Source organism: Streptomyces sp. NPDC048002, assembly GCF_040653275.1.
Lineage (GTDB): Bacteria > Actinomycetota > Actinomycetes > Streptomycetales > Streptomycetaceae > Streptomyces.
The window spans coordinates 16,038-39,431 of record NZ_JBEZNL010000015.1 but is presented as its reverse complement, the minus strand read 5'-3'; the positions used below and the strand labels follow the sequence as shown (position 1 = coordinate 39,431).

The 23,394-nt window shown below is 72.0% G+C and carries 24 protein-coding genes; 16 read left to right on the top strand and 8 right to left on the bottom strand.

What is annotated here, in order from left to right:
* Positions 1–11: 11 nt before the first annotated feature.
* Positions 12–662: a thymidine kinase gene (locus tag AB0E07_RS19985; RefSeq protein ID WP_362253444.1), complete on the top strand. Its 651-nt coding sequence runs from the start codon at positions 12–14 to the stop codon at positions 660–662.
* 1 nt (position 663) lies between these two features.
* On the opposite strand, the gene AB0E07_RS19980 is transcribed toward AB0E07_RS19985, so the two are convergent.
* Positions 664–1,467 carry a VOC family protein gene (locus tag AB0E07_RS19980; protein WP_362253441.1) on the bottom strand — a complete coding sequence of 268 codons (804 nt, stop codon included), beginning with the start codon at positions 1,465–1,467 and terminating at the stop codon, positions 664–666.
* A gap of 294 nt (positions 1,468–1,761) precedes the next feature.
* Between AB0E07_RS19980 and AB0E07_RS19975 the strand changes: the two genes are divergently transcribed.
* Positions 1,762–2,613, top strand: a complete 852-nt coding sequence (locus tag AB0E07_RS19975; RefSeq protein WP_362253438.1) for a sulfurtransferase — start codon at positions 1,762–1,764, stop codon at positions 2,611–2,613.
* Positions 2,614–2,690: 77 nt separating this feature from the next.
* Here AB0E07_RS19975 and sepH read toward each other — a convergent pair whose 3' ends face one another.
* A complete protein-coding gene (gene sepH, locus AB0E07_RS19970; RefSeq protein ID WP_362253435.1) occupies positions 2,691–3,746 on the bottom strand; it encodes a septation protein SepH in 1,056 nt (351 codons plus the stop codon).
* A 471-nt stretch (positions 3,747–4,217) separates the two neighbouring features.
* Here sepH and AB0E07_RS19965 point away from each other — a divergent pair, with 471 nt between their 5' ends.
* Positions 4,218–4,991: a hypothetical protein gene (locus tag AB0E07_RS19965; RefSeq protein WP_362253432.1), complete on the top strand. Its 774-nt coding sequence runs from the start codon at positions 4,218–4,220 to the stop codon at positions 4,989–4,991.
* On the opposite strand, the gene AB0E07_RS19960 is transcribed toward AB0E07_RS19965, so the two are convergent.
* Both AB0E07_RS19960 and AB0E07_RS19955 read right to left on the bottom strand, forming a co-directional pair.
* On the bottom strand, positions 4,915–6,234 hold the full coding sequence (locus AB0E07_RS19960) for a D-arabinono-1,4-lactone oxidase (protein WP_362253429.1): 1,320 nt from the start codon (positions 6,232–6,234) through the stop codon (positions 4,915–4,917). The genes AB0E07_RS19965 and AB0E07_RS19960 overlap by 77 nt on opposite strands.
* Positions 6,194–7,438, bottom strand: coding sequence for an MFS transporter (locus AB0E07_RS19955; protein WP_362253425.1), 1,245 nt, complete (start codon positions 7,436–7,438; stop codon positions 6,194–6,196). The genes AB0E07_RS19960 and AB0E07_RS19955 overlap by 41 nt, the downstream gene beginning before the upstream one ends.
* 171 nt (positions 7,439–7,609) lie before the next feature.
* Here AB0E07_RS19955 and AB0E07_RS19950 point away from each other — a divergent pair, with 171 nt between their 5' ends.
* Positions 7,610–8,737, top strand: a complete 1,128-nt coding sequence (locus AB0E07_RS19950) for a ferrochelatase (protein ID WP_362253422.1) — start codon at positions 7,610–7,612, stop codon at positions 8,735–8,737.
* A gap of 8 nt (positions 8,738–8,745) precedes the next feature.
* Positions 8,746–9,561, top strand: a complete 816-nt coding sequence (locus AB0E07_RS19945) for an inositol monophosphatase family protein (protein ID WP_362253419.1) — start codon at positions 8,746–8,748, stop codon at positions 9,559–9,561.
* A 99-nt stretch (positions 9,562–9,660) separates the two neighbouring features.
* On the opposite strand, the gene AB0E07_RS19940 is transcribed toward AB0E07_RS19945, so the two are convergent.
* The gene (locus AB0E07_RS19940) at positions 9,661–9,834 is read right to left on the bottom strand and encodes a hypothetical protein (RefSeq protein WP_210576912.1); all 174 of its coding nucleotides are present in this window, start codon (positions 9,832–9,834) and stop codon (positions 9,661–9,663) included.
* Between the two features lie 415 nt (positions 9,835–10,249).
* On the opposite strand from AB0E07_RS19940, the gene AB0E07_RS19935 reads away from it, so the two are divergent.
* The 4 genes from AB0E07_RS19935 to AB0E07_RS19920 all read left to right on the top strand — a co-directional run bounded on the left by AB0E07_RS19935 (position 10,250) and on the right by AB0E07_RS19920 (position 13,785).
* Positions 10,250–10,903, top strand: coding sequence for a response regulator transcription factor (locus tag AB0E07_RS19935; RefSeq protein WP_007385219.1), 654 nt, complete (start codon positions 10,250–10,252; stop codon positions 10,901–10,903).
* A 6-nt stretch (positions 10,904–10,909) separates the two neighbouring features.
* Positions 10,910–12,145, top strand: a complete 1,236-nt coding sequence (locus AB0E07_RS19930) for an ATP-binding protein (protein WP_362253415.1) — start codon at positions 10,910–10,912, stop codon at positions 12,143–12,145.
* 394 nt (positions 12,146–12,539) lie between these two features.
* Complete coding sequence (locus AB0E07_RS19925) at positions 12,540–12,836, top strand: DUF4193 domain-containing protein (protein ID WP_003997302.1); 297 nt, start codon at positions 12,540–12,542, stop codon at positions 12,834–12,836.
* Between the two features lie 13 nt (positions 12,837–12,849).
* Positions 12,850–13,785, top strand: a complete 936-nt coding sequence (locus tag AB0E07_RS19920; protein ID WP_362253412.1) for a hypothetical protein — start codon at positions 12,850–12,852, stop codon at positions 13,783–13,785.
* A gap of 55 nt (positions 13,786–13,840) precedes the next feature.
* Here the strand turns inward: AB0E07_RS19920 and AB0E07_RS19915 are convergent, their stop codons facing one another.
* Positions 13,841–14,302, bottom strand: a complete 462-nt coding sequence (locus AB0E07_RS19915; protein WP_362253409.1) for a DUF3093 domain-containing protein — start codon at positions 14,300–14,302, stop codon at positions 13,841–13,843.
* Between the two features lie 58 nt (positions 14,303–14,360).
* On the opposite strand from AB0E07_RS19915, the gene AB0E07_RS19910 reads away from it, so the two are divergent.
* The 6 genes from AB0E07_RS19910 (at position 14,361) to AB0E07_RS19885 (ending at position 21,048) form a co-directional block, all read left to right on the top strand.
* Positions 14,361–14,945: a PaaI family thioesterase gene (locus AB0E07_RS19910; RefSeq protein WP_362253406.1), complete on the top strand. Its 585-nt coding sequence runs from the start codon at positions 14,361–14,363 to the stop codon at positions 14,943–14,945.
* Positions 14,942–15,493, top strand: coding sequence for a dUTP diphosphatase (gene dut / locus AB0E07_RS19905; protein WP_362253403.1), 552 nt, complete (start codon positions 14,942–14,944; stop codon positions 15,491–15,493). Before AB0E07_RS19910 ends, dut begins: the two co-directional genes overlap by 4 nt.
* Position 15,494: 1 nt before the next feature.
* A complete protein-coding gene (locus AB0E07_RS19900; RefSeq protein WP_362253400.1) occupies positions 15,495–16,256 on the top strand; it encodes a DUF3710 domain-containing protein in 762 nt (253 codons plus the stop codon).
* A gap of 189 nt (positions 16,257–16,445) precedes the next feature.
* Positions 16,446–17,624 (top strand): alginate lyase family protein, encoded by a 1,179-nt coding sequence (locus tag AB0E07_RS19895; RefSeq protein ID WP_362253397.1) that lies wholly within the window; start codon positions 16,446–16,448, stop codon positions 17,622–17,624.
* Between the two features lie 140 nt (positions 17,625–17,764).
* Positions 17,765–20,368, top strand: a complete 2,604-nt coding sequence (locus tag AB0E07_RS19890; RefSeq protein ID WP_362253393.1) for a sensor histidine kinase KdpD — start codon at positions 17,765–17,767, stop codon at positions 20,366–20,368.
* On the top strand, positions 20,365–21,048 hold the full coding sequence (locus AB0E07_RS19885; protein WP_362253390.1) for a response regulator: 684 nt from the start codon (positions 20,365–20,367) through the stop codon (positions 21,046–21,048). The genes AB0E07_RS19890 and AB0E07_RS19885 overlap by 4 nt, the downstream gene beginning before the upstream one ends.
* Positions 21,049–21,066: 18 nt before the next feature.
* Here the strand turns inward: AB0E07_RS19885 and AB0E07_RS19880 are convergent, their stop codons facing one another.
* Positions 21,067–22,227 carry a GDSL-type esterase/lipase family protein gene (locus tag AB0E07_RS19880; protein ID WP_362253387.1) on the bottom strand — a complete coding sequence of 387 codons (1,161 nt, stop codon included), beginning with the start codon at positions 22,225–22,227 and terminating at the stop codon, positions 21,067–21,069.
* A gap of 63 nt (positions 22,228–22,290) precedes the next feature.
* Positions 22,291–22,860, bottom strand: coding sequence for a WHG domain-containing protein (locus tag AB0E07_RS19875; protein WP_362253384.1), 570 nt, complete (start codon positions 22,858–22,860; stop codon positions 22,291–22,293).
* Between the two features lie 135 nt (positions 22,861–22,995).
* On the opposite strand from AB0E07_RS19875, the gene AB0E07_RS19870 reads away from it, so the two are divergent.
* On the top strand, positions 22,996–23,394 hold the full coding sequence (locus AB0E07_RS19870; protein ID WP_351931643.1) for an OB-fold nucleic acid binding domain-containing protein: 399 nt from the start codon (positions 22,996–22,998) through the stop codon (positions 23,392–23,394).

The following is a 23,394-nucleotide window of genomic DNA, read 5'->3' as shown; positions in this document are numbered from 1 at the left end:
CTCAACCTCCCATGCCCGAGCTGGTGTTCTTCTCCGGAACGATGGACTGCGGGAAGTCGACCCTGGCTCTCCAGATCGGGCACAACCGGTCCGCGCGCGGCCTCCAGGGCATGAACTTCACCCGCAACGACCGGGCGGGCGAGGGCAAGCTGTCCTCGCGGCTCGGCCTGGTCACGGACGCCGTCGAGGTCACCGAGGGCATGGACCTCTACGGCTTCCTGGTCGACCGGCTCTCCAAGGGCGGCAAGGTCGACTACGTCATCGTCGACGAGGCGCAGTTCCTCGACCCGGAGCAGATCGACCAACTGGCCCGGGTGGTGGACGATCTCGGGCTCGACGTCTTCGCCTTCGGTATCACCACCGACTTCCGCACCGAACTCTTCCCCGGCTCGCGGCGGCTGATGGAACTGGCCGACCGCGTCGAGGCCCTCCAGGTGGAGGCGCTGTGCTGGTGCGGCGCCCGCGCCACGCACAACGCCCGGACCGTGGGCGGGCGGATGGTGGTCGAGGGCGCCCAGGTCGTCGTCGGCGACGTCAACTCCCCGGCGGAGGAGATCGGTTACGAGGTGCTGTGCCGCCGCCACCACGTCCGCCGGATGACCGCCGCCTCCGCCCGGGCGGGCGCGCTCTCCCCGGACGTCCTGCCCGTCACCTCGGCCTGAGTCAGGGCCGGCTCTGGAGCAGGGAGAACCGGGCGCCCTCGGGATCCGCGACCGTGGACATCCGGCCCAGGGCGCTGTCGTGCGGTGCCTTGAGGACCCGGCCGCCCAGCTCCACCGCCAGCGCGGTCGACGCGTCGGTGTCCGCCACCTCGAAGAACGTCATCCAGTGCGGTCCGCGGTCGCGGGGCAGCGACGGGCCCAGGCCCAGGACCGCGGCGATCGTCCGGCCGCCCAGGTGCAGCGTGACGTAGTCGAAGTCCGCCGAGGCCACCACCTGCTGCTCAAGACCGAAGACGGTCTCGTAGAACTTGGTGACGCTCGCCGTCTCGAAGGTCAGCAGCTCGTTCCAGACCGGAGTGCCGGGAACCCCGCTCAGGGCGATGCCGAGATGCTCCGCCGCCTGCCAGACGCCGAAGACCGCGCCGGTGGGATCCGAGCAGATCGCCAGCCGCCCGGCCTCCCCGGCGTCCAGCGGACCCACTCCCACCGTGCCGCCGCACAGCCGCACGGTGTCGGCCGTCAGGCCCACGTCCGTCGAGGCGAAGTAGGGCGTCCAGGCGATGGGCAGATGCCGGTCCGGGGGCAGTTGGCCGATTCCGGCCACCTCCTTGCCGTCCAGCAGCGCCCGCACGTACGGGCCCAGCTGCTCCGGGCCGGGGCGGAACTCCCAGCCGAACAGCTCACCGTAGAACTCCTGGGTCGCGGCCGGCCCGTGCACCATCAGGCTCACCCAGCAGGGTGAACCGGGCGCGTGCCGGGCCTGCGCCTCGCCGTTGGAGCCGGCCGACCCCCGTGCCTCGGTCATCGTCACTCTCTCCTCGGCCCTCGCGGTGGCCGCGTCGATTCCGCTCTCCGGACCTCCGTGCCGATGCTCGCACCACCCGGGCCGGGAGACGTCCCGGGCGCGCCGCGCGGCCCGCGCCGGGCCGCAAGGATGCCCGGTGTGCCGTTCCTGGTGCGCTCCGCGCGACGGTCCACGGGTGTCGATCGGCTGCACAGCATGTGCCCGATCCCGTACGCCTCGTGATCGGTGCTGTCCGGCGGAGCAGAGTAGCCGGACACGGACGCGGCGGCCACCCCGTGCGCGAGGATGGTGGCCATGAACGCCATCATCTCCGCAACCGAACTCGCCGACGACCTGGCCGGACCTCGTCCGCCGGTGCTCCTGGACGTCCGCTGGCAGTTGAGCGTGGCTCGAGCGGCGGGCGAGCCGTCCTTCGACGGCCGGGCCGAGTACGCGGCCGGCCACCTCCCCGGCGCCGTCTTCGTCGACCTCGACGAAGAGCTCGCCGCCACCCCCGGAACGGCCGGCCGGCATCCGCTGCCGGACCTCGCGGAGTTCGGCGCGGCGATGCGCCGCGCGGGTGTCTCGCGCGGCCGGCCCGTGATCGTCTACGACGGCGGCCAGGGCTGGGCCGCCGCCCGCGCGTGGTGGCTGCTGCGCTGGACGGGTCACCCGGACGTGCGGGTCCTCGACGGCGGGTTGCCGTCCTGGGAGGGGCCGTTGGAGACCTCGGCGCCGGATCCCGCGGAGGGCGATTTCCGGCCGGATCCGGCGGCGGCCGGGCTGCTCGACGCCGACGGCGCCGCGGCCCTGGCGCGGGCCGGGCTGCTGCTGGACGCCCGCGCGGGGGAGCGTTACCGCGGTGAGGTGGAGCCCATCGACCGGGTGGGCGGCCACATCCCGGGCGCCGTCTCCGCGCCGACCAACGAGAACGTCGCGGCCGACGGCCGCTTCCTGCCCGCGGAGGATCTCCGCGCCCGCTTCAAGGCGCTCGGCGCCCTCGACGGCACGCCGGTCGGGGTCTACTGCGGTTCGGGCGTCTCCGGGGCCCACGAGGTGCTGGCGCTGGCCGTCGCCGGGATCCCGGCCGCCCTCTATGTGGGGTCCTGGTCGGAGTGGTCCTCGGACGAGTCCCGTCCGGTGGCCGTGGGCCCGGATCCGCAGTAGGCGCACGGCCGGCCACGCAGGGCAGGGGGCCCGCACCGACCGGTGCGGGCCCCCTGCCCTGTCACAGCGGTGCCGGGCTACTCCTGCTTCTTGCGCCGGGTGCCGAAGACGATCTCGTCCCAGCTCGGGACGGCCGCGCGGCGGCCCGGCCGCACTCCGTCGGCCTCGGCCTGCCGGTCGGTCGAGCCGATCAGCCGGTCCCGGTGGCTGCCCACCGAGCGGGGCATCAGCACGTCGGCGTAGGCCGAACCGGCCGAGGCCGCGGGAGCCGGCGGCTCCTCGGCTTCCGGCTCGACGGCAGGCTCCTCCACCGCGGCGGGTGCCTCCGAGGGGCGCTCGGGCACGACGAGGTCGCCGCGGAAGCTCGGCACGGCTTCCAACAGGCTGGTCAGCGAGTCCCGTTCACTGGCGGTCGCGGTCTCCTCGGCCGGCTCGGCGGCGGGCAGGCCGGGCCGTTCCCGGTCGAGCGAGCGGTCCAGCGCCCGGTCCAGGGGCCGGTCGCGCGGCAGCCGGGCGATGCGCGGAACGAACGGAAAGCTGGGCTCCGGCGCGGCGAGGTCGTCGGACTCGCCGATCAGCGAGCGCGCCTCGTCGTCGACGGCCTGGACGAGCCGCCGGGGCGGGTCGTACGTCCAGCTCGCCGAGTGCGGTTCGCCCGCGACCCGGTAGACCAGCAGGACCTCCCAGGTGCCGTCGTCGCGGCGCCAGGAGTCCCACTGCACGGTGTCCTTCTCGGCGCCGCGCAGCAGTAGTCGCTCCTGGACGGCCTCGCCGAGCTGGGGTCCCGCGGCGTTCTCGCCGGGCCGGCGGACCGGGGTCTTGCGGGCGCGTTCGGCCATGAAGGCGCGCTCGGCCAGCACGGGGCCCTCGAACCGGCGGACACGGTCGACGGGAATGCCCGCCATCTGCGCGACTTCCTCGGCCGTGGCACCAGCGCGTATACGCGCCTGGATGTCGCGGGGGCGGAGATGGCTCTCCACCTCGATCTCGATCTGGCCGAGGCGGGGACGGTCGCCGCGCACGGCGGCACGGAGCCGCTCATCAATCGGAAGCGTGTACTCCGTGCTGTCCGCAGCCTTCAGCACCAGCCGTGTGCCGTCATTGGAGACGGCCACGACACGCAGTTCGGGCATGGGGACCTCCCGGGTGGTGCCTGCCGACGTCACGTGCGTCGCTGCTTCCGCTAGTCGAGTGTGGCCTGCCCGGGTGCAGCCTGCCACAACCTTGCCGAGTTGCCCGGCGTGTCGGGCAGGGGCCCGGGGACGCCGTTATGGCACGGTTACCTATTCGCAACGCTAAGTGACCAACTCCGTCACCCTGTGCAACTAGCCCCCTCCTGGCGGTCCTTGAAGGTCGCGGACGCCCTGGCGGGAGACCGGGCCCAGGGCTCGCAACAGTACTCCATTTGGGCCACGTGCGTGGATTGGCACGCCGTTCAAGTTCGGGCAAGGAGCGCTACTCGGCCGCCCCCGGCGGGAGTTCGGGGATCTTGAGGGTGGCGTACTTCACGCGGTCCGTGTATTCGGAACTATTGGTTCCGTGCGTACGTCCCTTTCTTGTGCAGTTGGTCGACCGAGCACGGGAAAGGCAGGCAAGGCCCCGGAATGAGCGAAAGGACCGACGTACCACCGAAAAGGATCGATCTGAGTCTCCCTCAGGTCGCGGGCAGTGCGGTGGCCGCCGTGGTCGCGGCCAAACTCGCCTCGTACTTCGGGGTGTACGGCACCATCCTCGGCGCGGGAGTCGTCAGCATCGTCGCCACCTGCGGTGGTTCGCTCTTCCAGCACTTCTTCAGCCGCACGGGCGAGCAGCTCCGCGACGTCACGGTGGCGGCCAGGACGCCGGAGCAAGGCGCCCCCGTTCACGGTGAGTTCACCCCCGGGACGGTGTACCGCGCGCGGGTCGTGAGCTGGAAGCGGCCGCTGCTCGCCGCGGCGGTCGTGTTCGGTGTCACGATGGGCGGCATCACCGCCTACGAACTCGCCTCCGGAAGCAGCCTGAGCGGGGACGGGGGGACGACGGTCAGCAAGGCGCTCCCGGGAGGGGCCTCGTCCTCCGCGCCGGCGGACGGGTCGAACGACTCGGACGACCAGGGCGACTCCGGCCGGGGCGAAACGGCCGACCGGGACGCGGGGACCGGGGGCGAACCCTCGCCGTCCGGTTCGTCCGCCCCGGCCGCGACCGACGAGGCCTCACCCGCCCCGGGCACCGGCGACGAGGGCGGTACGGCGGGCACCGCGCCGCCCACGGAGACCGCCGGGAGCCCGAGCCCGAGCGCCACGCCCGACGGATCCGCCCCCGCTACGACCCCAGCACCCTCCGCAAGTAGTCGTTCTGGAACAGGCGGTCGGGGTCAAGACGGTCCCGCAACGCCGTGAACTCGCCGAAGCGGGGGTAGACGCCCGCGAGGTACTCGGCGTCCCGGGTGTGCACCTTGCCCCAGTGCGGCCGGCCCTCGTGCGCGGTGAAGATCCGCTCGGCGGCGGTGAAGTACCGCTGGTACGGGGTGCCCTTGGCCATGTGGACGGCGATGTACGCGCTGTCCCGGCCGGAGGCGGTGGACAGCGCGATGTCGTCGGCCGGGGCGGTGCGCACCTCCACGGGGAAGCTGACCCTGAGGTCGGAGCGCTCGACCGTCGACCTCAGCTCGCGCAGCGCCTCGACGACCGCCCCGCGCGGGACGGCGTACTCCATCTCCACGAAGCGCACCCGGCGCGGCGAGGTGAAGACCTTGTAGGGGATGTCGGTGTAGGTGCGCGCGGACAGTGCCTTGCTGGAGACCTGCGCGATGGCCGGGATCGTGGCGGGTACCGCGCGGCCGACCCACTGCGCGGCCTGGAAGACGCCGTTGGAGAGGAACTCGTCCTCGAACCAGGCCTTGACCTGCCCCACCGGACGCTCCGGACCCGCGCTGCGGTTGTTGCGCTTGGTGTTGGTGTTGCCGGTGTGCGGGAACCAGTAGAACTCGAAGTGCTCGTTCTCGGCCCACAGCTCGTCGAAGTCGCTGGTGACCCGGTCGAAGCTCATCGGCTCCTCGCGGGCCGTCAGCAGGAAGACCGGCTCCACGGCGAAGGTGATCGCCGTGACGATGCCGAGGGCGCCGAGGCCGATCCGGGCGGCCGCGAAGACGTCCGGGTTCTCCTTCGCGGAACAGGTGAGCACCGAGCCGTCGGCGGTCACCAGCTCCAGGGCGGTGATCTGGGCGGCGATCGAGGCGGAGTCCCGGCCGGTACCGTGGGTGCCGGTGCTGGTGGCCCCCGAGACCGTCTGCTCCATGATGTCGCCCATGTTGGTCAGCGACAGACCCTCGCGGGCCAGGGCCAGGTTGAGCCGCTTGAGCGGGGTGCCGGCCTCGACCGTGACGGTCATGGCCTCCCGGTCGATGTCGCGGATGCCGGTCAGGAGCTGAGGGCGGATCAGCACGCCGTCGGTGGCGGCGATCGAGGTGAAGGAGTGGCCGGTGCCGACGGCCTTGACCTTCAGACCGTCCTCGGCGGCCTTGCGCACGGCGGCCGAGAGCTCCTCGGCCGAGGCCGGAACGACCTCCCGCGCGGGGCGGGCCGAGACGTTTCCGCCCCAGTTACGCCACGTGCCGTTCTTCCCGCTCGCTGTGGTGCTCAACGGTGCCTCCCCGACCCGGCGCCGGCCTGCTGAGCCGGCGGTACCCGAGGAAACCGACCGCGACCGCGGCGGCCCCGGAGACTGCCGGAACCCCGTACCCGGCCCGCGCGCCGGCCGCGTCGATCACCCAGCCGGCCACGGAGGAACCGAGCGCGACGCCGACCGCGAGCCCGGTGCTCACCCAGGTCATGCCCTCGGTCAGTTGCGCGCGTGGTACGTGCTGTTCGATCAGGGACATCGTGGTGATCATCGTGGGAGCGATGCAGAGTCCCGCCAGGAACAGCGCCACGGCCAGAAACGGCAAGTTTCCGACCAGTAGGAGGGGGATCATACTCACGGCCATCGCGCAGATGCCCAGCAGCCAGCGGGGTTCGGGCGCCCCCTTGAGGTGCAGCAGCCCGAACACGGCTCCCGCGGCGCACGAACCGGCCGCGTACACGGCGAGGACCACGCTCGCGGCGCCCTTGTGGCCCTGCTCCTCGGCGAAGGCCACGGTGACCACGTCCACCGCGCCGAAGATCGCCCCCGTCGCCACGAAGGTGGCCACCAGGACCTGGAGGCCGGCGGAGCGCAGGGCGCTGTCGCGGCGCCCCTCGTTCCGCGCGCGCGGGTGCGGCTCCGGCTCGGTGTCGCGCTGGGAGGTCAGCCAGAAGACGCCGGCCGCGAGGAAGCAGGCGGCCAGCAGCGGACCGGCCTCCGGGAACCAGGCCGTGGAGAGACCGATGGAGATGATCGGCCCGAAGATGAAGCAGACCTCGTCCACCACGGACTCGAAGGAGTACGCGGTGTGCAGCTGCGGCGTACCCCGGTACAGGGCCGCCCAGCGGGCCCGGATCATCGCGCCGACGCTGGGCACGCAGCCGATGCCGACGCAGAAGACGTACAGCGTCCAGTCCGGCCAGCGGTAGTGCGCGGCGACCAGTAGTCCGGCGGCCGCGGCGAGCGAGACCAGCGTCGCCGGCCGCAGCACCCGCCGCTGGCCGTACTGGTCCACCCAGCGCGAGACCTGCGGTCCCGCCACCGCCGCGGCGAGCGCGATGGTGGCCGACAGGGCGCCGGCCAGGCCGTAGCGGCCGGTCAGCTGGGAGACCATGGTCACCACGCCGATGCCCATCATCGACAGCGGCATCCGGCCGAGGAATCCGGCGGCGGAGAAGCTCTTCGAGCCTGGGGCGTCGAACAGGGCGCGGTACGGGCTGGGCACGGGTTCTCCGGTCGCTGGGCGGGCGGCGCGCGGGGCGCCGGGGTAAGGCGTGTACGTGGCCGATACAGCTTACGAGTTAGGTGACCCTAACGCACCCGTCCGGCCGCCGGTGAACCAGGTCGACACCCCGCCGTTCCGCGGCTGTCGGTGCAGGGTGGCAGGATCGGAGCCATGTCAGACGCGCTCGATGCCAGCCCCTATGACGCCCTGCTCCTGCTCTCCTTCGGCGGCCCGGAAGGGCCGGACGACGTGGTTCCGTTCCTGGAGAACGTCACCCGGGGACGGGGCATCCCCAAGGAACGGCTCAAGGAGGTCGGGCAGCACTACTTCCTGTTCGGCGGAGTCAGCCCCATCAACGACCAGAACCGCGAGCTGCTGGACGCCCTGCGCAAGGACTTCGCCGACCACGGCCTGGACCTGCCGGTCTACTGGGGCAACCGCAACTGGGCGCCGTACCTGACGGACACGCTGCGCGAGATGACGCGGGACGGCCGCCGCCGCGTCCTGGTCCTCGCGACCAGCGCCTACGCCTCGTACTCGGGCTGCCGCCAGTACCGGGAGAACCTCGCCGACTCGCTGGCCGAACTCCGGGCCGAGGGGCTGGAGCCGCCGAGGGTCGACAAGCTCCGGCACTACTTCAACCACCCCGGCTTCGTGGAGCCCATGACCGACGGGGTGCTGCGTTCCCTCGCCGAGCTGCCCGAGGAGGTCCGGGCGGGTGCCCACATCGCGTTCACGACCCACTCCATCCCGGACGCGGCCGCGGACACCTCGGGCCCGGTCGAGGGGCACGGTGACGGCGGCGCGTACGTCGCCCAGCACCTGGACGTGGCCCGGCTGATCGTGGACGCCGTCCGCGAGCGCACCGGGGTCGAGCACCCCTGGCGGCTCGTGTACCAGTCCCGCTCCGGCGCGCCGCACATCCCGTGGCTGGAGCCCGACATCTGCGACCACCTGGAGGAGCGGCACGAGGCCGGTGCGCCGGCGGTGGTCATGGCCCCCATCGGCTTCGTCTCGGACCACATGGAGGTCCTGTACGACCTCGACACCGAGGCCCTGGCCAAGGCCGGGGAACTGGGGCTGCCGGTCCGCCGCTCGGCCACCGTCGGCGCCGACCCGCGGTTCGCCGCCGCCGTCCGGGACCTCGTCCTGGAGCGGGCCGCCGTCGAGAGCGGACGCGCGGTCACCCCGTGCGCCCTGGGCGCGCTCGGCCCCTCCCACCACCTCTGCCCGGTCGGGTGCTGCCCGGCCCGCGCGCCCCGGCCCGCCGCCGCGGGCGCCGACAGCCCCCACGCCTGAGGAGCCCCGTGACCGACCCCCTGTACTCGGACCTGCTCCGCCTCGCCCGGGAGGCCGCGCGCCGAGCGGGCGACCTGCTGCGCGACGGCCGCCCGGCCGACCTGTCGGTGGCCCGCACCAAGTCGAGCCCGATCGACGTGGTCACCGAGATGGACATCGCCGCCGAGAAGCTGATCACCGACCTGATCTCCGGGAGCCGCCCGGACGACGGCTTCCTCGGCGAGGAGGGCGCCTCCGTCGAGGGCACCAGCGGGGTCCGCTGGGTGATCGACCCGCTCGACGGCACCGTCAACTACCTGTACGACCTGCCCACCTGGGCCGTCTCCATCGCGGCCCAGGTGGACGGCGAGACGGTCGTCGGGGTCGTCGCGGCACCCATGCGCGGGGAGACGTACCACGCGGTCCGGGGCGGCGGCGCGTACGCCACCGGTGACCGGGAGGGCGAGCGCGCGCTGGCCTGCCGCCCGGCACCGCCGCTGGAACAGGCCCTGGTCTCCACGGGCTTCAACTACGTCTCCGGGGTCCGCCGGCACCAGGCGGAGGTCGCCCACCGGCTGATCCCGCTGCTGCGGGACATCCGGCGCTCCGGCTCGGCCGCGGTCGACCTGTGCGACGTGGCCGCGGGCCGGCTCGACGGGTACTACGAGCGCGGACTGCACCCCTGGGACCTCGCGGCGGGCGACCTGATCGCCAGGGAGGCGGGCGCCCTGACCGGTGGCCGCCCCGGAGAGGGCCCCACGGGTGATCTGACGGTCGCGGCCACCCCGGGCGTCTTCGAGCCCCTCCAGCGGCTTCTGGAGGACTTCGGCGCCTGGCACGACTGAGCCGCGAGGCGAGGCGAGGCAGGACGAGGAACGAGGAGCGGGCCCCCGGCGCTGGATTCGCCGGGGGCCCGCTCTGTGCCGTGGTACCTGAGGTGCCGGTCAGACGCTGGCGGCGCCGACTTCCACACCGTGCTCTGCGGCGAGGCGGCGCAGGTCGTCGAGTTCGCCCTGCTCCACCTCGACGAGGAAGTCGTCGCCCTCGTCACGGGCCCGCGTCAGGTCGGACTCGGTCGCCCTTATGCGCTGCAGAAGCCCTGCGGTGAATGCGTCCATGCTGTGCCCCCTCGTCCTGGGTCGTGGGTCGGTGGCACGGGGGTGTGCCGATCGGAAGGGGCGATCACTTCTCCCGCGGGTGCCCGGCGCTGCGCCTGCCGGGCGGCCACGGTGCCGGACATCCACGACCGCTCTGCGGAAAGCGGATTGCCCTGTACCGCATGGTGGTGCGGCACAAGCGGAGCGTGATCGCGGGGTGTAAAGCCGTCCTCCCCCCGCTCCCGTTCACGGAAACCTCAACCCACCGAGAAAATCTCGCATTCCCGGGCCTCACACCCGCCCTTCATCCGTCACTCACCCGTCTTACCGCCGACTTATGGCCGAAAAGGGCAGGATGGACGCCAACACCCCCAACAGACCCCTGCCCGCGCGCCCGAGCGGCGCTACGCGGGTGGACAGAGGAAGGAACAGCGACGTGCGCGTACTCGTCGTCGAGGACGAGCAGCTGCTCGCCGATGCGGTGGCCACCGGACTGCGCCGGGAGGCCATGGCCGTCGACGTCGTGTACGACGGTGCGGCCGCCCTGGAGCGCATCGGCGTCAACGACTACGACGTGGTCGTCCTCGACCGTGACCTCCCGCTCGTCCACGGCGACGACGTCTGCCGCAAGATCGTCGAGCTGGGCATGCCCACCCGCGTCCTGATGCTCACCGCCTCCGGCGACGTCAGCGACCGGGTCGAGGGCCTGGAGATCGGCGCCGACGACTACCTGCCCAAGCCCTTCGCCTTCAGCGAGCTGACCGCGCGCGTGCGCGCCCTGGGACGCCGTACGAGCGTTCCGCTGCCGCCCGTCCTGGAGCGCGCCGGCATCAAGCTCGACCCCAACCGCCGCGAGGTCTTCCGCGACGGCAAGGAGGTCCAGCTCGCGCCCAAGGAGTTCGCCGTCCTGGAGGTGCTGATGCGCTCCGAGGGCGCCGTCGTCTCCGCGGAGCAGCTGCTGGAGAAGGCGTGGGACGAGAACACCGACCCGTTCACCAACGTCGTCCGGGTCACCGTCATGACGCTCCGCCGCAAGCTGGGCGAACCCCCCGTCATCGTCACCGTCCCCGGCTCCGGCTACCGGATCTGATCCCCGATGGCGACGACCCCCGCTCCGCCCCAGGCGCCGCCGAAGCCGACCTGGGACCCCCGAAGGCCCGTGCAGCCCTTCCCCTGGCTGCGCCCCACCATCCGGATACGGCTCACCCTGCTCTACGGCGGCATGTTCCTGATCGCCGGCATCCTGCTGCTGTCGATCATCTACCTGTTCGCCGCGAGCGCGCTGAACGTCGGCAGTGAGCTGCCCTTCAAGATCCTCTCCGGCCGGGTCTCCAGCGACATGTGCAACCTCGGCGTCGACACGCTGCCCGCGGACGAGCTCAACCGCGCGCTGAACCAGTGCGTCAACGAGGAGCGCCAGCACGCCCTGGACACCCTCCTCAGCCGCTCCCTGCTGGCCCTGCTCGGACTCGCGGTGATCGCCTTCGCCTTCGGCTACGCCATGGCCGGGCGCGTCCTGTCGCCCCTCGGCAGGATCACCCGCACCGCCCGCGCGGTGGCCGGCTCCGACCTCTCCCGCCGGATCGAGCTGGACGGCCCGGACGACGAGCTCAAGGAGCTGGCGGACACCTTCGACGACATGCTGGAGCGCCTCCAGCGCGCCTTCACCGCCCAGCAGCGCTTCGTCGGCAACGCCTCGCACGAACTGCGCACCCCGCTGGCGATCAACCGCACCCTGCTGGAGGTGCACCTCTCCGACCCCGCGGCCCCGGTGGAGCTCCAGCAGCTCGGCAAGACACTGCTGGCCACCAACGAGCGCAGCGAGCAGCTCGTGGAGGGCCTGCTGCTGCTCGCCCGCAGCGACAACCAGATCGTCGAACGCAAGCCCGTCGACCTCGCCGAGGTCGCCGAGCAGGCCGTCGACCAGGTCCACGCCGAGGCGGTCGCCAAGGGCGTGGAGCTGCGCGGCAAGCGCGATCCCGCGGTCGTCCAGGGCAACGGCGTCCTGCTGGAGCGGATCGCCCTGAACCTCGTGCAGAACGCCGTGCGCTACAACATCCCCGAGGGCGGCTGGGTGGAGATCGACACCGAGCTCCAGCACGGCCAGGCGGTGCTGGTGGTGGCGAACACCGGGCCGGTCGTCCCGGCGTACGAGATCGACAACCTCTTCGAGCCCTTCCGGCGGCTGCGTACCGAGCGCACGGGCAGCGACAAGGGCGTCGGGCTCGGCCTGTCCATCGTGCGGTCCGTGGCCCGGGCGCACGGGGGGCACATCGCGGCGACGCCGCGCGAGGGCGGAGGGCTGGTGATGCGCTTTGCCCTGCCGATCTGAGATCCTTGCGCCGCCACCACGGGATGTTCGCTTTGCGCGGAATTTTCGACGCGCGGAACGGGCTGCACCGTGTGTGATCGATCACAAAGGCGAATTTCCGGCCATCTACTCTCGGTGATCATGTGACCAGTCGGAAAGCCGGGAAAATCCGGGTTTTCGAGGGTCTTGATCACGGGAAGTACACGGTGAGACGCCTTTGAACTGCGGCATTGGGACCGTGTACGGTCCGCTTCGCCATCCAAGCCGATCACTCTTGAGGAGTCCGGTTGGGTGTCGATTGAGTAACAGACCTTGATGTGAGGCAAAATCTCCGCCTCGGGTCGGGCACAAGTCCGGCCTCTCACGCGTTACGTGCGCTGGAGACACCGCAGACACCCAGAGGGGGAGAGCGACAATGGCAACGGACTACGACACCCCACGCAAGACCGACGACGACGTCGACTCGGACAGCCTAGAAGAGCTCAAGGCCCGGCGGAACGACAAGTCGACCTCCTCTGTGGACGTCGACGAGTTCGAGGCCGCCGAGGGCCTGGAACTGCCCGGAGCGGACCTCTCGAACGAGGAGCTGGCCGTCCGGGTGCTGCCCAAGCAGCAGGACGAGTTCACCTGCATGAGCTGCTTCCTGGTGCACCACCGCAGCCAGCTGGCCCGGGAGAAGAACGGCCAGCCGATCTGCCGCGACTGCGACTGAGGCGGGGTCGGCCGTGACCGGCTCGACCCCTCCCTGGAAGCGCCGCTCGCCCTCCGGGGCGGCGGACCAAGGGCCGACCGGCGGCCCGTACGGCGCGCGTGGTGACGAGCGAGGCCCGTCCGAGACGGGATCGGCCTCGCTCGAACCGACGGCCGGCCCTGGCGAACCGCCGGCGCCGGCCAGGGCTCCGGTGCCCGCTGCCCGGCGACGGGCGGCGGTGATCCGGGAGAAGGCCACGGAAGGCGTCCGCAAGGGCGGCAGCCGCGCGAAGGCGGCCCTGTCCTACCTCGCGGACCGCATCATCGAGAACGCCCCGCGTGTGCCCGTACGGGACCTCGCGACCCTGCGCAGACAGTTCCCGGGGCTCGGCCCCGAGCAGCTCGCCGACAAGCTCGTGGCGGGCGCCATGGCCGCCACCTCGACGGTCGGCGCCGGCGTCGGCGCCGCGGCGATGCTCCCCGTGCCGCCCGCGATGCCCACCGAGCTGGCCGCCGAGATCACCGGCGTGGCCGCGATCGAGCTGAAACTGATCGCCGAACTCCACGAGGTCTACGGCGTACGCCCGCCGGGGAACCTGAAACAGCGCTCCACCGCGTACCTGGACTCCTGGTCGGGGGAGCGCGGGATCGTCGTGACCAAGCCGTCTACGGTGAGTTCGGCGCTGAACAGTCACATGAAGCACCAGCTGCGCCAGCAGATCATGAAGCGCATGGTGCGCAATCTGCCCAACCTGATGCCGTTCATGGTGGGCGCGGCCGTGGGCGCGCTGATGAACCGCCGGGACACCAAGAAGCTGGCCGACCGGATCCGCGCGGACCTGCGCCGGAACCAGGTGCCCTGGGAGGCCCTGGCGGAGCTGCCGCCGTTGGAGGAGCCCGCCGACCCGCTGACCCTCGGTGAGGCCACGAAGGGGCTCGGCCGCAGACGCTTCGGCAGATCGGGGAGCTGAGCCGGTCCGGTGGATATCCGGGTCCCCGGTTCCGGGGACCCGTCGACCCTGTGTGCTAGGCCGCCGCCCTGGCCGTCGAGATCGCCTCGGCCAGTTCTCCGGGGCGCCGTGTCGACAGGTAGAGATACGGCGTGGGGTCCTCCGGATCGGTGACCTCCACCCGCAGCGCCGTCGGGATGTAGGCGCGCAGCAGCAGGAAGGCGCGGGTGTCGGCCTTGTAGGTGCGCCAGGCCCGTGCCTCCTCGGCGTCCAGGATCTCCGCCTCGCCCAGCGCGGTGACCGGGATCTTCGCCTCGCCCGCGATCAGCGAACCGCCCACCACGCGGATGCGCAGGGAGCCGTAGGAGCTCGCCATGACGGCCGCCACGGCCGTCCCGCCGACCAGTCCGCCGAGCATCGGCAGGGTGCCGAAGGGCAGCAGGATCAGGGCCATGGAGACACCGACCAGCACCGACACCAGCCACCAGGAACGAGGGGCGGTGAGGCGTTCTTCGTACGGGGTCGTGGAGAGCTGCATGGAGCCAAGCTTGGCACGGTGTCCGGAACGCGCCGACGCGCGGGTAAGGTCTGCGCCTGTGAGTGGTACATCCGCAAGCCTTCAGCCTCCCGCCGACGCCGCGACACCGGTGAGACACCCCGACGCGCCCGCACCCGGTGAGCTGCTCGGCGCGCACTACGGCGAGTGTTTCGGCTGTGGCGGTGAGCAGCCGCACGGGCTGCACCTCCAGGCCCGGGCCGGCGAAGGGGTCTCCCTGACCGCCGAGTTCACCGTGCGCCCGGAGCACCAGGGCGCGCCGGGGCTCGCGCACGGCGGGGTCCTGGCGACCGCGCTCGACGAGACCCTGGGCTCGCTGAACTGGCTACTGCGCACCATCGCCGTGACCGGACGGCTGGAGACCGACTTCGTACGGCCGGTTCCGGTGGGCACCACGCTGCACCTCCAGGCCGAGGTCACCGCGGTGGCCGGGCGGAAGATCTACTCCACCGCCACCGGACGCGTCGGAGGGCCCGACGGCCCCGTCGCCGTCCGCGCCGACGCCCTCTTCATCGAGGTCAAGGTCGACCACTTCATCGACAACGGCCGTCCGGAGGAGATCCGCGCCGCCATGAGCGACCCCGACCAGGTGCGCCGGGCCCGCGCCTTCGAGGTGAACCCGTGAGCCGTGAACCGCTGGACGTGCTGATCCGCCGCGTCGACCCGGACGTACCCCTTCCGTCGTACGCGCTCCCCGGTGACGCGGGCGCCGATCTGCGCACCACCGAGGCCCGGGAGCTGAAGCCCGGTGAGCGGGCCGTCCTGCCGACGGGGGTGTCCATCGCGCTCCCCGAGGGGTACGCGGCCTTCGTGCACCCTCGATCCGGACTGGCCGCCCGCTGCGGTGTCGCCCTCGTGAATGCCCCGGGGACGGTTGATGCCGGGTACCGTGGGGAGATCAAGGTGATCGTGGTGAATCTCGACCCGCACGAGTCGGTGCGGTTCGAGCGCTTCGACCGGATTGCCCAACTGGTCGTCCAGCAGGTCGAGAGGGTCCGCTTCCAGGAGGTCGCGGAGCTTCCCGACTCGGCGCGGGCCGAGGGGGGCTTCGGGTCCACCGGTGGTCACGCCGCCGTGGACGGCGGGCGCGGCACAACAGGTCGGGCCGCCGAGGGCGGCACGACGGGTGGGACTAGATACGCTTCGGTCGTATCCGACCGGGAAGGACAGTGACGTGTTCGGACGTCGCAAGAAGAAGGGTGCCGCCGAGGACGCGGCCGGCGAGCCCGAGCAGGTCGTCGACGGCGTCGACACCGAGGCGGACGACGAGGGCACGCGCGAGCGCGTGCGACTGGAGCCGGAGCCGCGGCCCGACGGACCGTGGGACAGCACCGAGGTGCGCGAGCCCGGTGAGGGCCGGGTGGACCTGGGCGGACTCTTCGTCCCCGGAGTCGACGGCATGGAGCTGCGGGTCGAGGTCGCGGGCGACGCGATCGTCGCCGCGACGGTCGTCCTGCGCGACAGCGCCATTCAGCTCCAGGCCTTCGCCGCTCCCAAGCGCGAGGGCATCTGGGGCGAGGTGCGCGAGGAGATCGGCACCGGCATCACCCAGCAGGGCGGCATCATCGACGAGGTCGAGGGTCCGCTGGGCTGGGAGCTGCGGGCGCAGGTACCGGTCCAGCTGCCGGACGGCACGGGCGGCTTCCAGGTCGTCCGGTTCGTCGGTGTGGACGGTCCGCGCTGGTTCCTGCGCGGTGTGATCTCGGGTCAGGGCGCGGTCCAGCCGCAGGCGGCCGGGCTGCTGGAGCAGATCTTCCGGGACACGGTCGTGGTCCGCGGCGAGGGCCCGATGGCGCCCCGCGACCCGATCGTCCTGAAGCTGCCCAACGATGCCCAGATGGTCCCCGAAGGGGTCCAGCAGGAGGAGGCCGGATCCCGGTTCTCCGGCGGCATGGGACAGCTCCAGCGCGGACCGGAGATCACCGAGGTCCGCTAGGCGGACACAGGGAACAGGGCCGTACCCCTCGGGGTGCGGCCCTTTCACATGCCCGGAGGCCGGATGTGAACGGGCGCGGCTTTCTTCACGCCTTGACGGAGGGATGGTCCAGACCTATGGTCTCCGCTCAACGCGTCTGTTCATAAAGGCGCTTCACGTTCACATACGAGAACGGAAGGCCCCCCACCTATGCGCAGAACCGGACTTCTCGCGGTCGTCGCCGCCCTGGTCGCCGGTGTCCTCGCCTGGCCGTCCGCGCCGGGCGCCGAAGCGGCCCCCGCCACCTTCACCCACCCCGGAGTCGCCGTCTCCCGGGGCCAGTTGGACTTCGCCCGCTCCCAGGTCCTGGCCGGCGCCCAGCCCTGGAAGGGCGCCTACGACCAGATGATGGCGAGCAGGTACGCCGACCCCAACCGCGCCCCGAAGCCCCGGGCGGTCGTCGAGTGCGGCTCGTACTCCAACCCCAACAACGGCTGCACCGACGAGCGCGAGGACGCGATCGCCGCCTACACCAACGCCCTCGCCTGGTACATCACCCGCGACGCGCGCTACGCCCGGAAGTCCATCCAGCTGATGGACGCCTGGTCCGCGGTGATCACCGACCACACCAACAGCAACGCCCCGCTCCAGACCGGCTGGGCGGGCTCCTCCTGGCCCCGGGCCGCCGAGATCATCAAGCATACGTACACGGGCGGCTGGCCGAACTCCGGACGCTTCTCGACGATGCTCCGCAACGTCTACCTCCCGGAGATCATCAACGGCTCCCACTCCAACGGGAACTGGGAGCTGTCGATGATGGAGGCCGCCATCGGCATCTCCGTCTTCCTGGAGGACAGGGCCTCGTACGACAAGGCCATGGCGAAGTTCCGCACCCGCACCGCCGCCTACGTCTACCTCGCCTCCGACGGGGAACTGCCGAAGACCGTCCCGAGCCAGAACCTCGACACCCGCGACAAGATCGTCAACTACTGGCAGGGCCAGTCGACCTTCGTCACCGGCCTCACCCAGGAGACCTGCCGCGACTTCACCCACACCGGCTACGGCATCTCCGCGATCTCGCACGTCGCCGAGACCAGCCGGATCCAGGGGCAGGACCTGTACGGCACCGACGTGGGCGAGCGGCTGCGGCACGCGCTCGGCTTCCAGGCCAAATACCAGCTCGGCACGGCCGCTCCCGCCTGGCTGTGCGGCGGCAGCCTGCACCTGGGACTCGGCCCCGTCACCGAGGTCGGCCACAACGCCCTGGCCAACCGCCTCGGCCACGCGATGACCAACACGCAGACGCTGACCGAACGCAACCGCCCGGCCGGCAGCAACAACCTCTTCGTCGCCTGGGAGACCCTCACCCACGGCGACAACCCCTCCTGAGCGGGGGAGCCGCGGCGCCGGGTGCGGTGCGTCAGGGTTGCGTCAAAAGCGCCCGGGCCGCCGCACCCGGTGGCGTATGTCCGATTTGCTGGTCGTAAGGTCGACGCTGCGTGAAGTGACGACCGGAAGACAATGAGGACATGGGACGCGGCAGGCTTCGGATCTATCTCGGTGCGGCACCGGGCGTGGGCAAGACGTACGCGATGCTGTCGGAGGCGCACCGGCGCCTGGAGCGCGGTACGGACTGTGTGGTCGCGTTCGTGGAGCATCACGGGCGGCCGCGTACCGAGGTGATGCTGCACGGTCTGGAGACGGTGCCGCGCCGCGAGCTGGCCTACCGGGGTGCGTCGTTCACGGAGATGGACGTCGACGCGGTGCTGGCGCGGGCTCCCCGGGTGGCTCTGGTGGACGAGCTGGCCCACACCAACGTGCCCGGCTCCCGCAACGCCAAGCGGTGGCAGGACGTGGAGGAACTGCTGGCGGCCGGGATCGACGTCATATCGACCGTCAACATCCAGCATCTGGAGTCCCTCGGGGACGTGGTGGAGTCGATCACGGGGGTGCGGCAGCGGGAGACGGTGCCGGACGAGGTGGTGCGGCGGGCGGATCAGATCGAGCTGGTCGACATGTCGCCGCAGGCGCTGCGGCGGCGGATGGCGCACGGGAACGTGTACCGGCCGGACAAGGTGGACGCGGCGCTGTCGAACTACTTCCGGCCGGGGAACCTGACGGCGTTGCGGGAGCTGGCGCTCCTGTGGGTGGCGGACCGGGTGGACGAGTACCTGCGGGAGTACCGCGGGGAGCACCGGGTGTCGCGGATCTGGGGTTCGCGGGAGCGGATCGTGGTCGGTCTGACGGGCGGCCCGGAGGGGCGGACGCTGATCCGGCGGGCGGCGCGGCTGGCGGAGAAGGGCGCCGGCGGTGAGGTGCTCGCCCTCTACATCGGGCGCAGCGACGGGCTGACGTCGGCGTCGCCGAAGGAACTGGCGGTCCAGCGGACGCTCGTCGAGGACCTCGGCGGCACGTTTCACCATGTGGTCGGCGACGACGTCCCGGCGGCGCTGCTGTCCTTCGCGCGCGGGGTGAACGCCACCCAGATCGTGCTGGGCTCCTCACGCCGCAAGAGCTGGCAGTACGTGCTCGGTCCCGGCGTCGGGGCGACCGTGGCCCGGGAGTCCGGGCCCGACCTCGACGTCCACATCGTCACCCACGAGGAGGTCGCCAAGGGCCGCGGACTGCCCGTGGCGCGCGGCGCCCGACTGGGCCGGTCCCGGGTCGTGTGGGGCTGGCTGGCCGGAGCCGGCGGCCCCGTGCTGCTCACGGTGCTGCTGACCAACGTCGACGTCCACCTCGGCCTGACCAACGACATGCTGCTGTTCCTGACCCTGACCGTGGCGGCCGCGCTGATCGGCGGACTCTTCCCCGCGCTGGCCTCGGCCCTGCTCGGATCGCTGCTGCTGAACTGGTTCTTCACCCCGCCCGTCCGCAGGATCACCATCGCCGACCCCACCAACATCCTCGCCCTGGTGATCTTCGTGGCGGTGGCGGTGTCGGTCGCCTCGGTGGTCGACCTCGCCGCCCGCCGCACCCATCAGGCGGCACGGCTGCGCGCCGAGTCGGAGATCCTCTCCTTCCTCGCCGGGAACGTGCTGCGCGGCGAGACCAGCCTGGAGGCGCTGCTGGAACGGGTCCGGGAGACCTTCGGGATGGAGTCCGCCGCCCTGCTGGAGCGGGCGGGCGACCTGGAGCCCTGGACCTGCGCCGGCCGCGTCGGCCTGGGGCGGCCCCTGGAGCGGCCGGAGGACGCCGACGTCGACGTGCCGGTCGGGGACCACATGGCGCTGGCGCTGACCGGGCGGGTGCTGCCGGCCGAGGACCGGCGGGTGCTGGCCGCGTTCGCCACGCAGGCCGCCGTCGTCCTGGACCGGCGCCGGCTGCGCGAGGAGGCCGACCGGGCCCGTTCCCTGGCCGAGGGCAACCGCATCCGCACCGCGCTGCTCGCCGCCGTCAGCCACGACCTGCGCACCCCGCTCGCCGGGATCAAGGCAGCGGTCAGCAGCCTGCGCTCCGACGACGTCTCCTGGTCCGAGGAGGACGAGGCGGAACTGCTCGCCGGGATCGAGGACGGGGCCGACCGCCTCGACCACCTGGTCGGCAACCTCCTCGACATGTCCCGGCTCCAGACCGGCACCGTCAGCACCATCGTCCGGGAGATCGACCTCGACGAGGTCGTGCCCATGGCCCTCGGCGGAGTCCCCGAGGACAGCGTGGAACTCGACATCCCCGAGACCCTCCCCATGGTCGCCGTCGATCCCGGCCTGCTGGAACGCACGGTCGCCAACATCGTCGAGAACGCCGTCAAGTACAGCCCGTCCGGAACGCCCGTCCTGGTCTCCGCCAGCGCCCTCGCCGACCGCGTCGAGGTCCGGGTCGTGGACCGCGGACCCGGCGTCCCCGACGACGCCAAGGAACGCATCTTCGCGCCGTTCCAGCGGTACGGGGACGCGCCCCGCGGCGCCGGCGTCGGGCTGGGCCTCGCGGTGGCGCGCGGCTTCACCGAGGCCATGGACGGCACCCTGCACGCCGAGGACACCCCCGGCGGCGGGCTCACCATGGTGCTCACCCTGCGCGCGGCCGCTGAGAAACTTGGTCTCCCGGACCACCCCGACCACCCGGACCTCCCGGACCACCCGGACCGCCCCGACCGCACCGACGTACCGGATTCCGAAAGGCAGGCCTCATGACCCGGGTGCTCGTGATCGACGACGAGCCGCAGATCGTGCGCGCCCTTGTGATCAACCTCAAGGCCCGCAAGTACGAGGTGGACGCGGCGCACGACGGTGCCACCGCCCTCCAGCTCGCCGCCGCCCGCCACCCCGACGTGGTGGTGCTCGACCTCGGCCTGCCCGACATGGACGGCGTCGAGGTGATCCGGGGCCTGCGCGGCTGGACCCGGGTGCCGATCCTCGTGCTGTCCGCCCGCCACTCCTCCGACGAGAAGGTGGAGGCGCTGGACGCGGGCGCCGACGACTACGTCACCAAGCCCTTCGGCATGGACGAACTGCTGGCCCGGCTGCGGGCGGCGGTGCGGCGCGCCGAGCCGGTCGGGGGCGGTGAGGAGGAGGTCCTCCTCGACGCCGGGACGTTCACCGTCGACCTGGCCGCGAAGAAGGTCAACCGCGACGGCGCGGACGTCCGCCTGACACCGACCGAGTGGCACCTGCTGGAGGTGCTCGTCCGCAACGCCGGACGGCTGGTCAGCCAGAAGCAGCTGCTCCAGGAGGTCTGGGGGCCGTCCTACGGGACGGAGACGAACTATCTGCGGGTCTACATGGCCCAGCTGCGGCGGAAGCTGGAGACGGACCCCTCGCACCCCGAGCACTTCATCACCGAGCCGGGCATGGGCTACCGCTTCGAGCGCTGACCCCTGGTCCCGGGCGCGTCAGTCCCGGGCGGCCCCGCTCCAGTCCCGGAAGGCCAGCTCGGCGAAGCGCTCGCCGATCAGGCGGTGCGTGGCGGCGTCCGGGTGGAGCGCGTCGGGCAGCGGCAGCTCGGCGTGGTCGCGCTCCCCGTACAGGTCCCGGCCGTCGAGGTGGCGCAGGTGCGGGTCCTCGGCCCGGCGCTGCTCCACGACGCGGGCCAGCTCCTCGCGGATCACGGTCAGCGTCAGCTTCCCGGCCGCCCGCTCCGCCGGGTCGCCGGTCGCCACGAACCTCAGCCGGCCCTCGCGGAGCGCCTCGGGGTCGAAGGCGCCCGGGCCCGGGGTGTCCTCGTGGATGGGGCACAGGATGGGAGAGACGACCAGCAGCGGGGTGTCGGGGTGGCCGTCGCGGATGGTGTCGAGGAAGCCGTGCACGGCCGGAGCGAAGGCCCGCAGCCGCATCAGGTCGAGATTGACCAGATTGATGCCGATCTTGACGCTGATCAGGTCGGCCGGGGTGTCCCGCATCGCCCGCGCCGTGAACGGGTCGAGCAGCGCGCTGCCGCCCAGACCGAGGTTGATCAGGTCGACACCGGCCAGGGCCGCGGCGCGGGCGGGCCAGATCGCGGTGGGGCTCGCGGCGTCGGAGCCGTGGCTGATGGAGCTGCCGTGGTGCAGCCACACCTTGCGGCCGCGGTCCGGCAGCGGCTCCACGGGGGCGTCGGCGCGCAGCGCGACCAGCTCGGTCGTCTCGTTGTGCGGCAGCCAGATCTCCACGTCCTTCTCCCGGTCGGGCAGCCCGGTGAAGGAGAGGGTGACGACCGGGCCCTGGTGCCGCTCGGTGGAGCCGGTGGCCAGGTCGACGACCAGGGTGGTGCCGCCCCTGGCGACCGTCTGGCCGGTCAGTTCGCCGTCGACGAGCAGGTCGTAGACGCCGTCCGGGCGGGACGGCACTCCGACGTAGTTCCGCTTCGTGGGCAGGGTGTCCAGTTCCACGGCGGTGGCCCGGGTGCGGAAGGCCAGCCGTACGCCCGAGGGCTGGGACTCGACCATGGCGAGCTGCGGGTCGGAGCACTGGGCGCGGGCCCGCGCGGGGAGCCGGTGCGGCAGCAGACCGTGCTCGGTGCGCTCCAGGTCCAGGGCGCCACGGACGAGGTCGGCGGTGAGGGGTGTGGGGTGCATGGGTGCGCGCCTTCTGCCTTTCTGCGTACGGGGTCGGGGGCCGGTTCGGCTACGGGAGCCGGCTCACGGGGCGGGCCAGTTGCGGAGGGTGGCGTCGAGGGCGTCGAGGACGCGGGACCAGGACTCCTCGCTGTCGGGCGAGCTGTGGCTGAAGCCGCCCGCCAGTTCCAGGTCGACGTAGCCGTGGAAGACGCTGCCCAGGAGGCGGACCGCGTGGGTCTGGTCCGGCTCGGTCAGGTCGTAGCCGCGCAGGATCGCCCGGGTCATCTGGGCGTGCCGTACGCCCGCGCTCGCGGCGGCCGTCGCGGGGTCGAGACGGAAGCGGGCGGCGGCGTAGCGGCCGGGGTGGGTGCGGGCGTAGTCGCGGTACACGTCGGCGAACGCGACCAGGGCGTCCTTCCCGGCCCGGCCCGCGAGGGCGTCGGCCGCCCGGTCCGCGAGCTCCTCCAGGGCGAGCAGCGCGATCCGGGTTTTGAGGTCCTGGGAGCTCTTCAGGTGCGAGTACAGGCTCGCGACCTTGACGTCGAACCGCCGGGCCAGCGCCGAGACGGTCACCTGCTCGAAGCCGACCTCGTCGGCCAGCTCCGCCCCGGCCCGGGTCAGCAGCTCCGGGGTGAGTCCTGCGCGTACCATGACCGTCCTTTCGCTTACCTAAGTCGATTATGTATTTGCCTATAGCCCTTAGGCAAGCTTGGAGGTTCCTGCCGCCGGTTCGGGCGTCCGGCCCGTGGGTACGTAGCTGTTGGCGTGCCCCGGTACGCTTCAGACATGAGTTCTGTTCCTCGTTCCGAGAAGCCGGTGGGCCGGTTCCGGCGCATGCTCGACCGGCTCTCCTCGTCGCAGGAGGACCTGGAGTCCGAGGAACTGCGAGAGGACGCCGCGACCGCCGGCTGCATCCGTATCTGTGACTGCCACGACCGACAGATAGTCACCGTTACTGGTACCTTGCGCACCGTCACCCTGCGGCCGCTGGCCGGAGTCCCGGCCCTGGAGGCCGAGCTCTTCGACGGTTCCGCCGCGCTGGACGTGGTGTGGCTCGGCAGACGCTCCATCGTGGGCATAGAGCCGGGCCGCAAGCTGATCGCATCGGGCCGGATCTCGATGAGCCGGGGCCGCCGGGTGCTGTTCAACCCGAAATACGAACTGAGACCCCTCGGACGGGAGTAG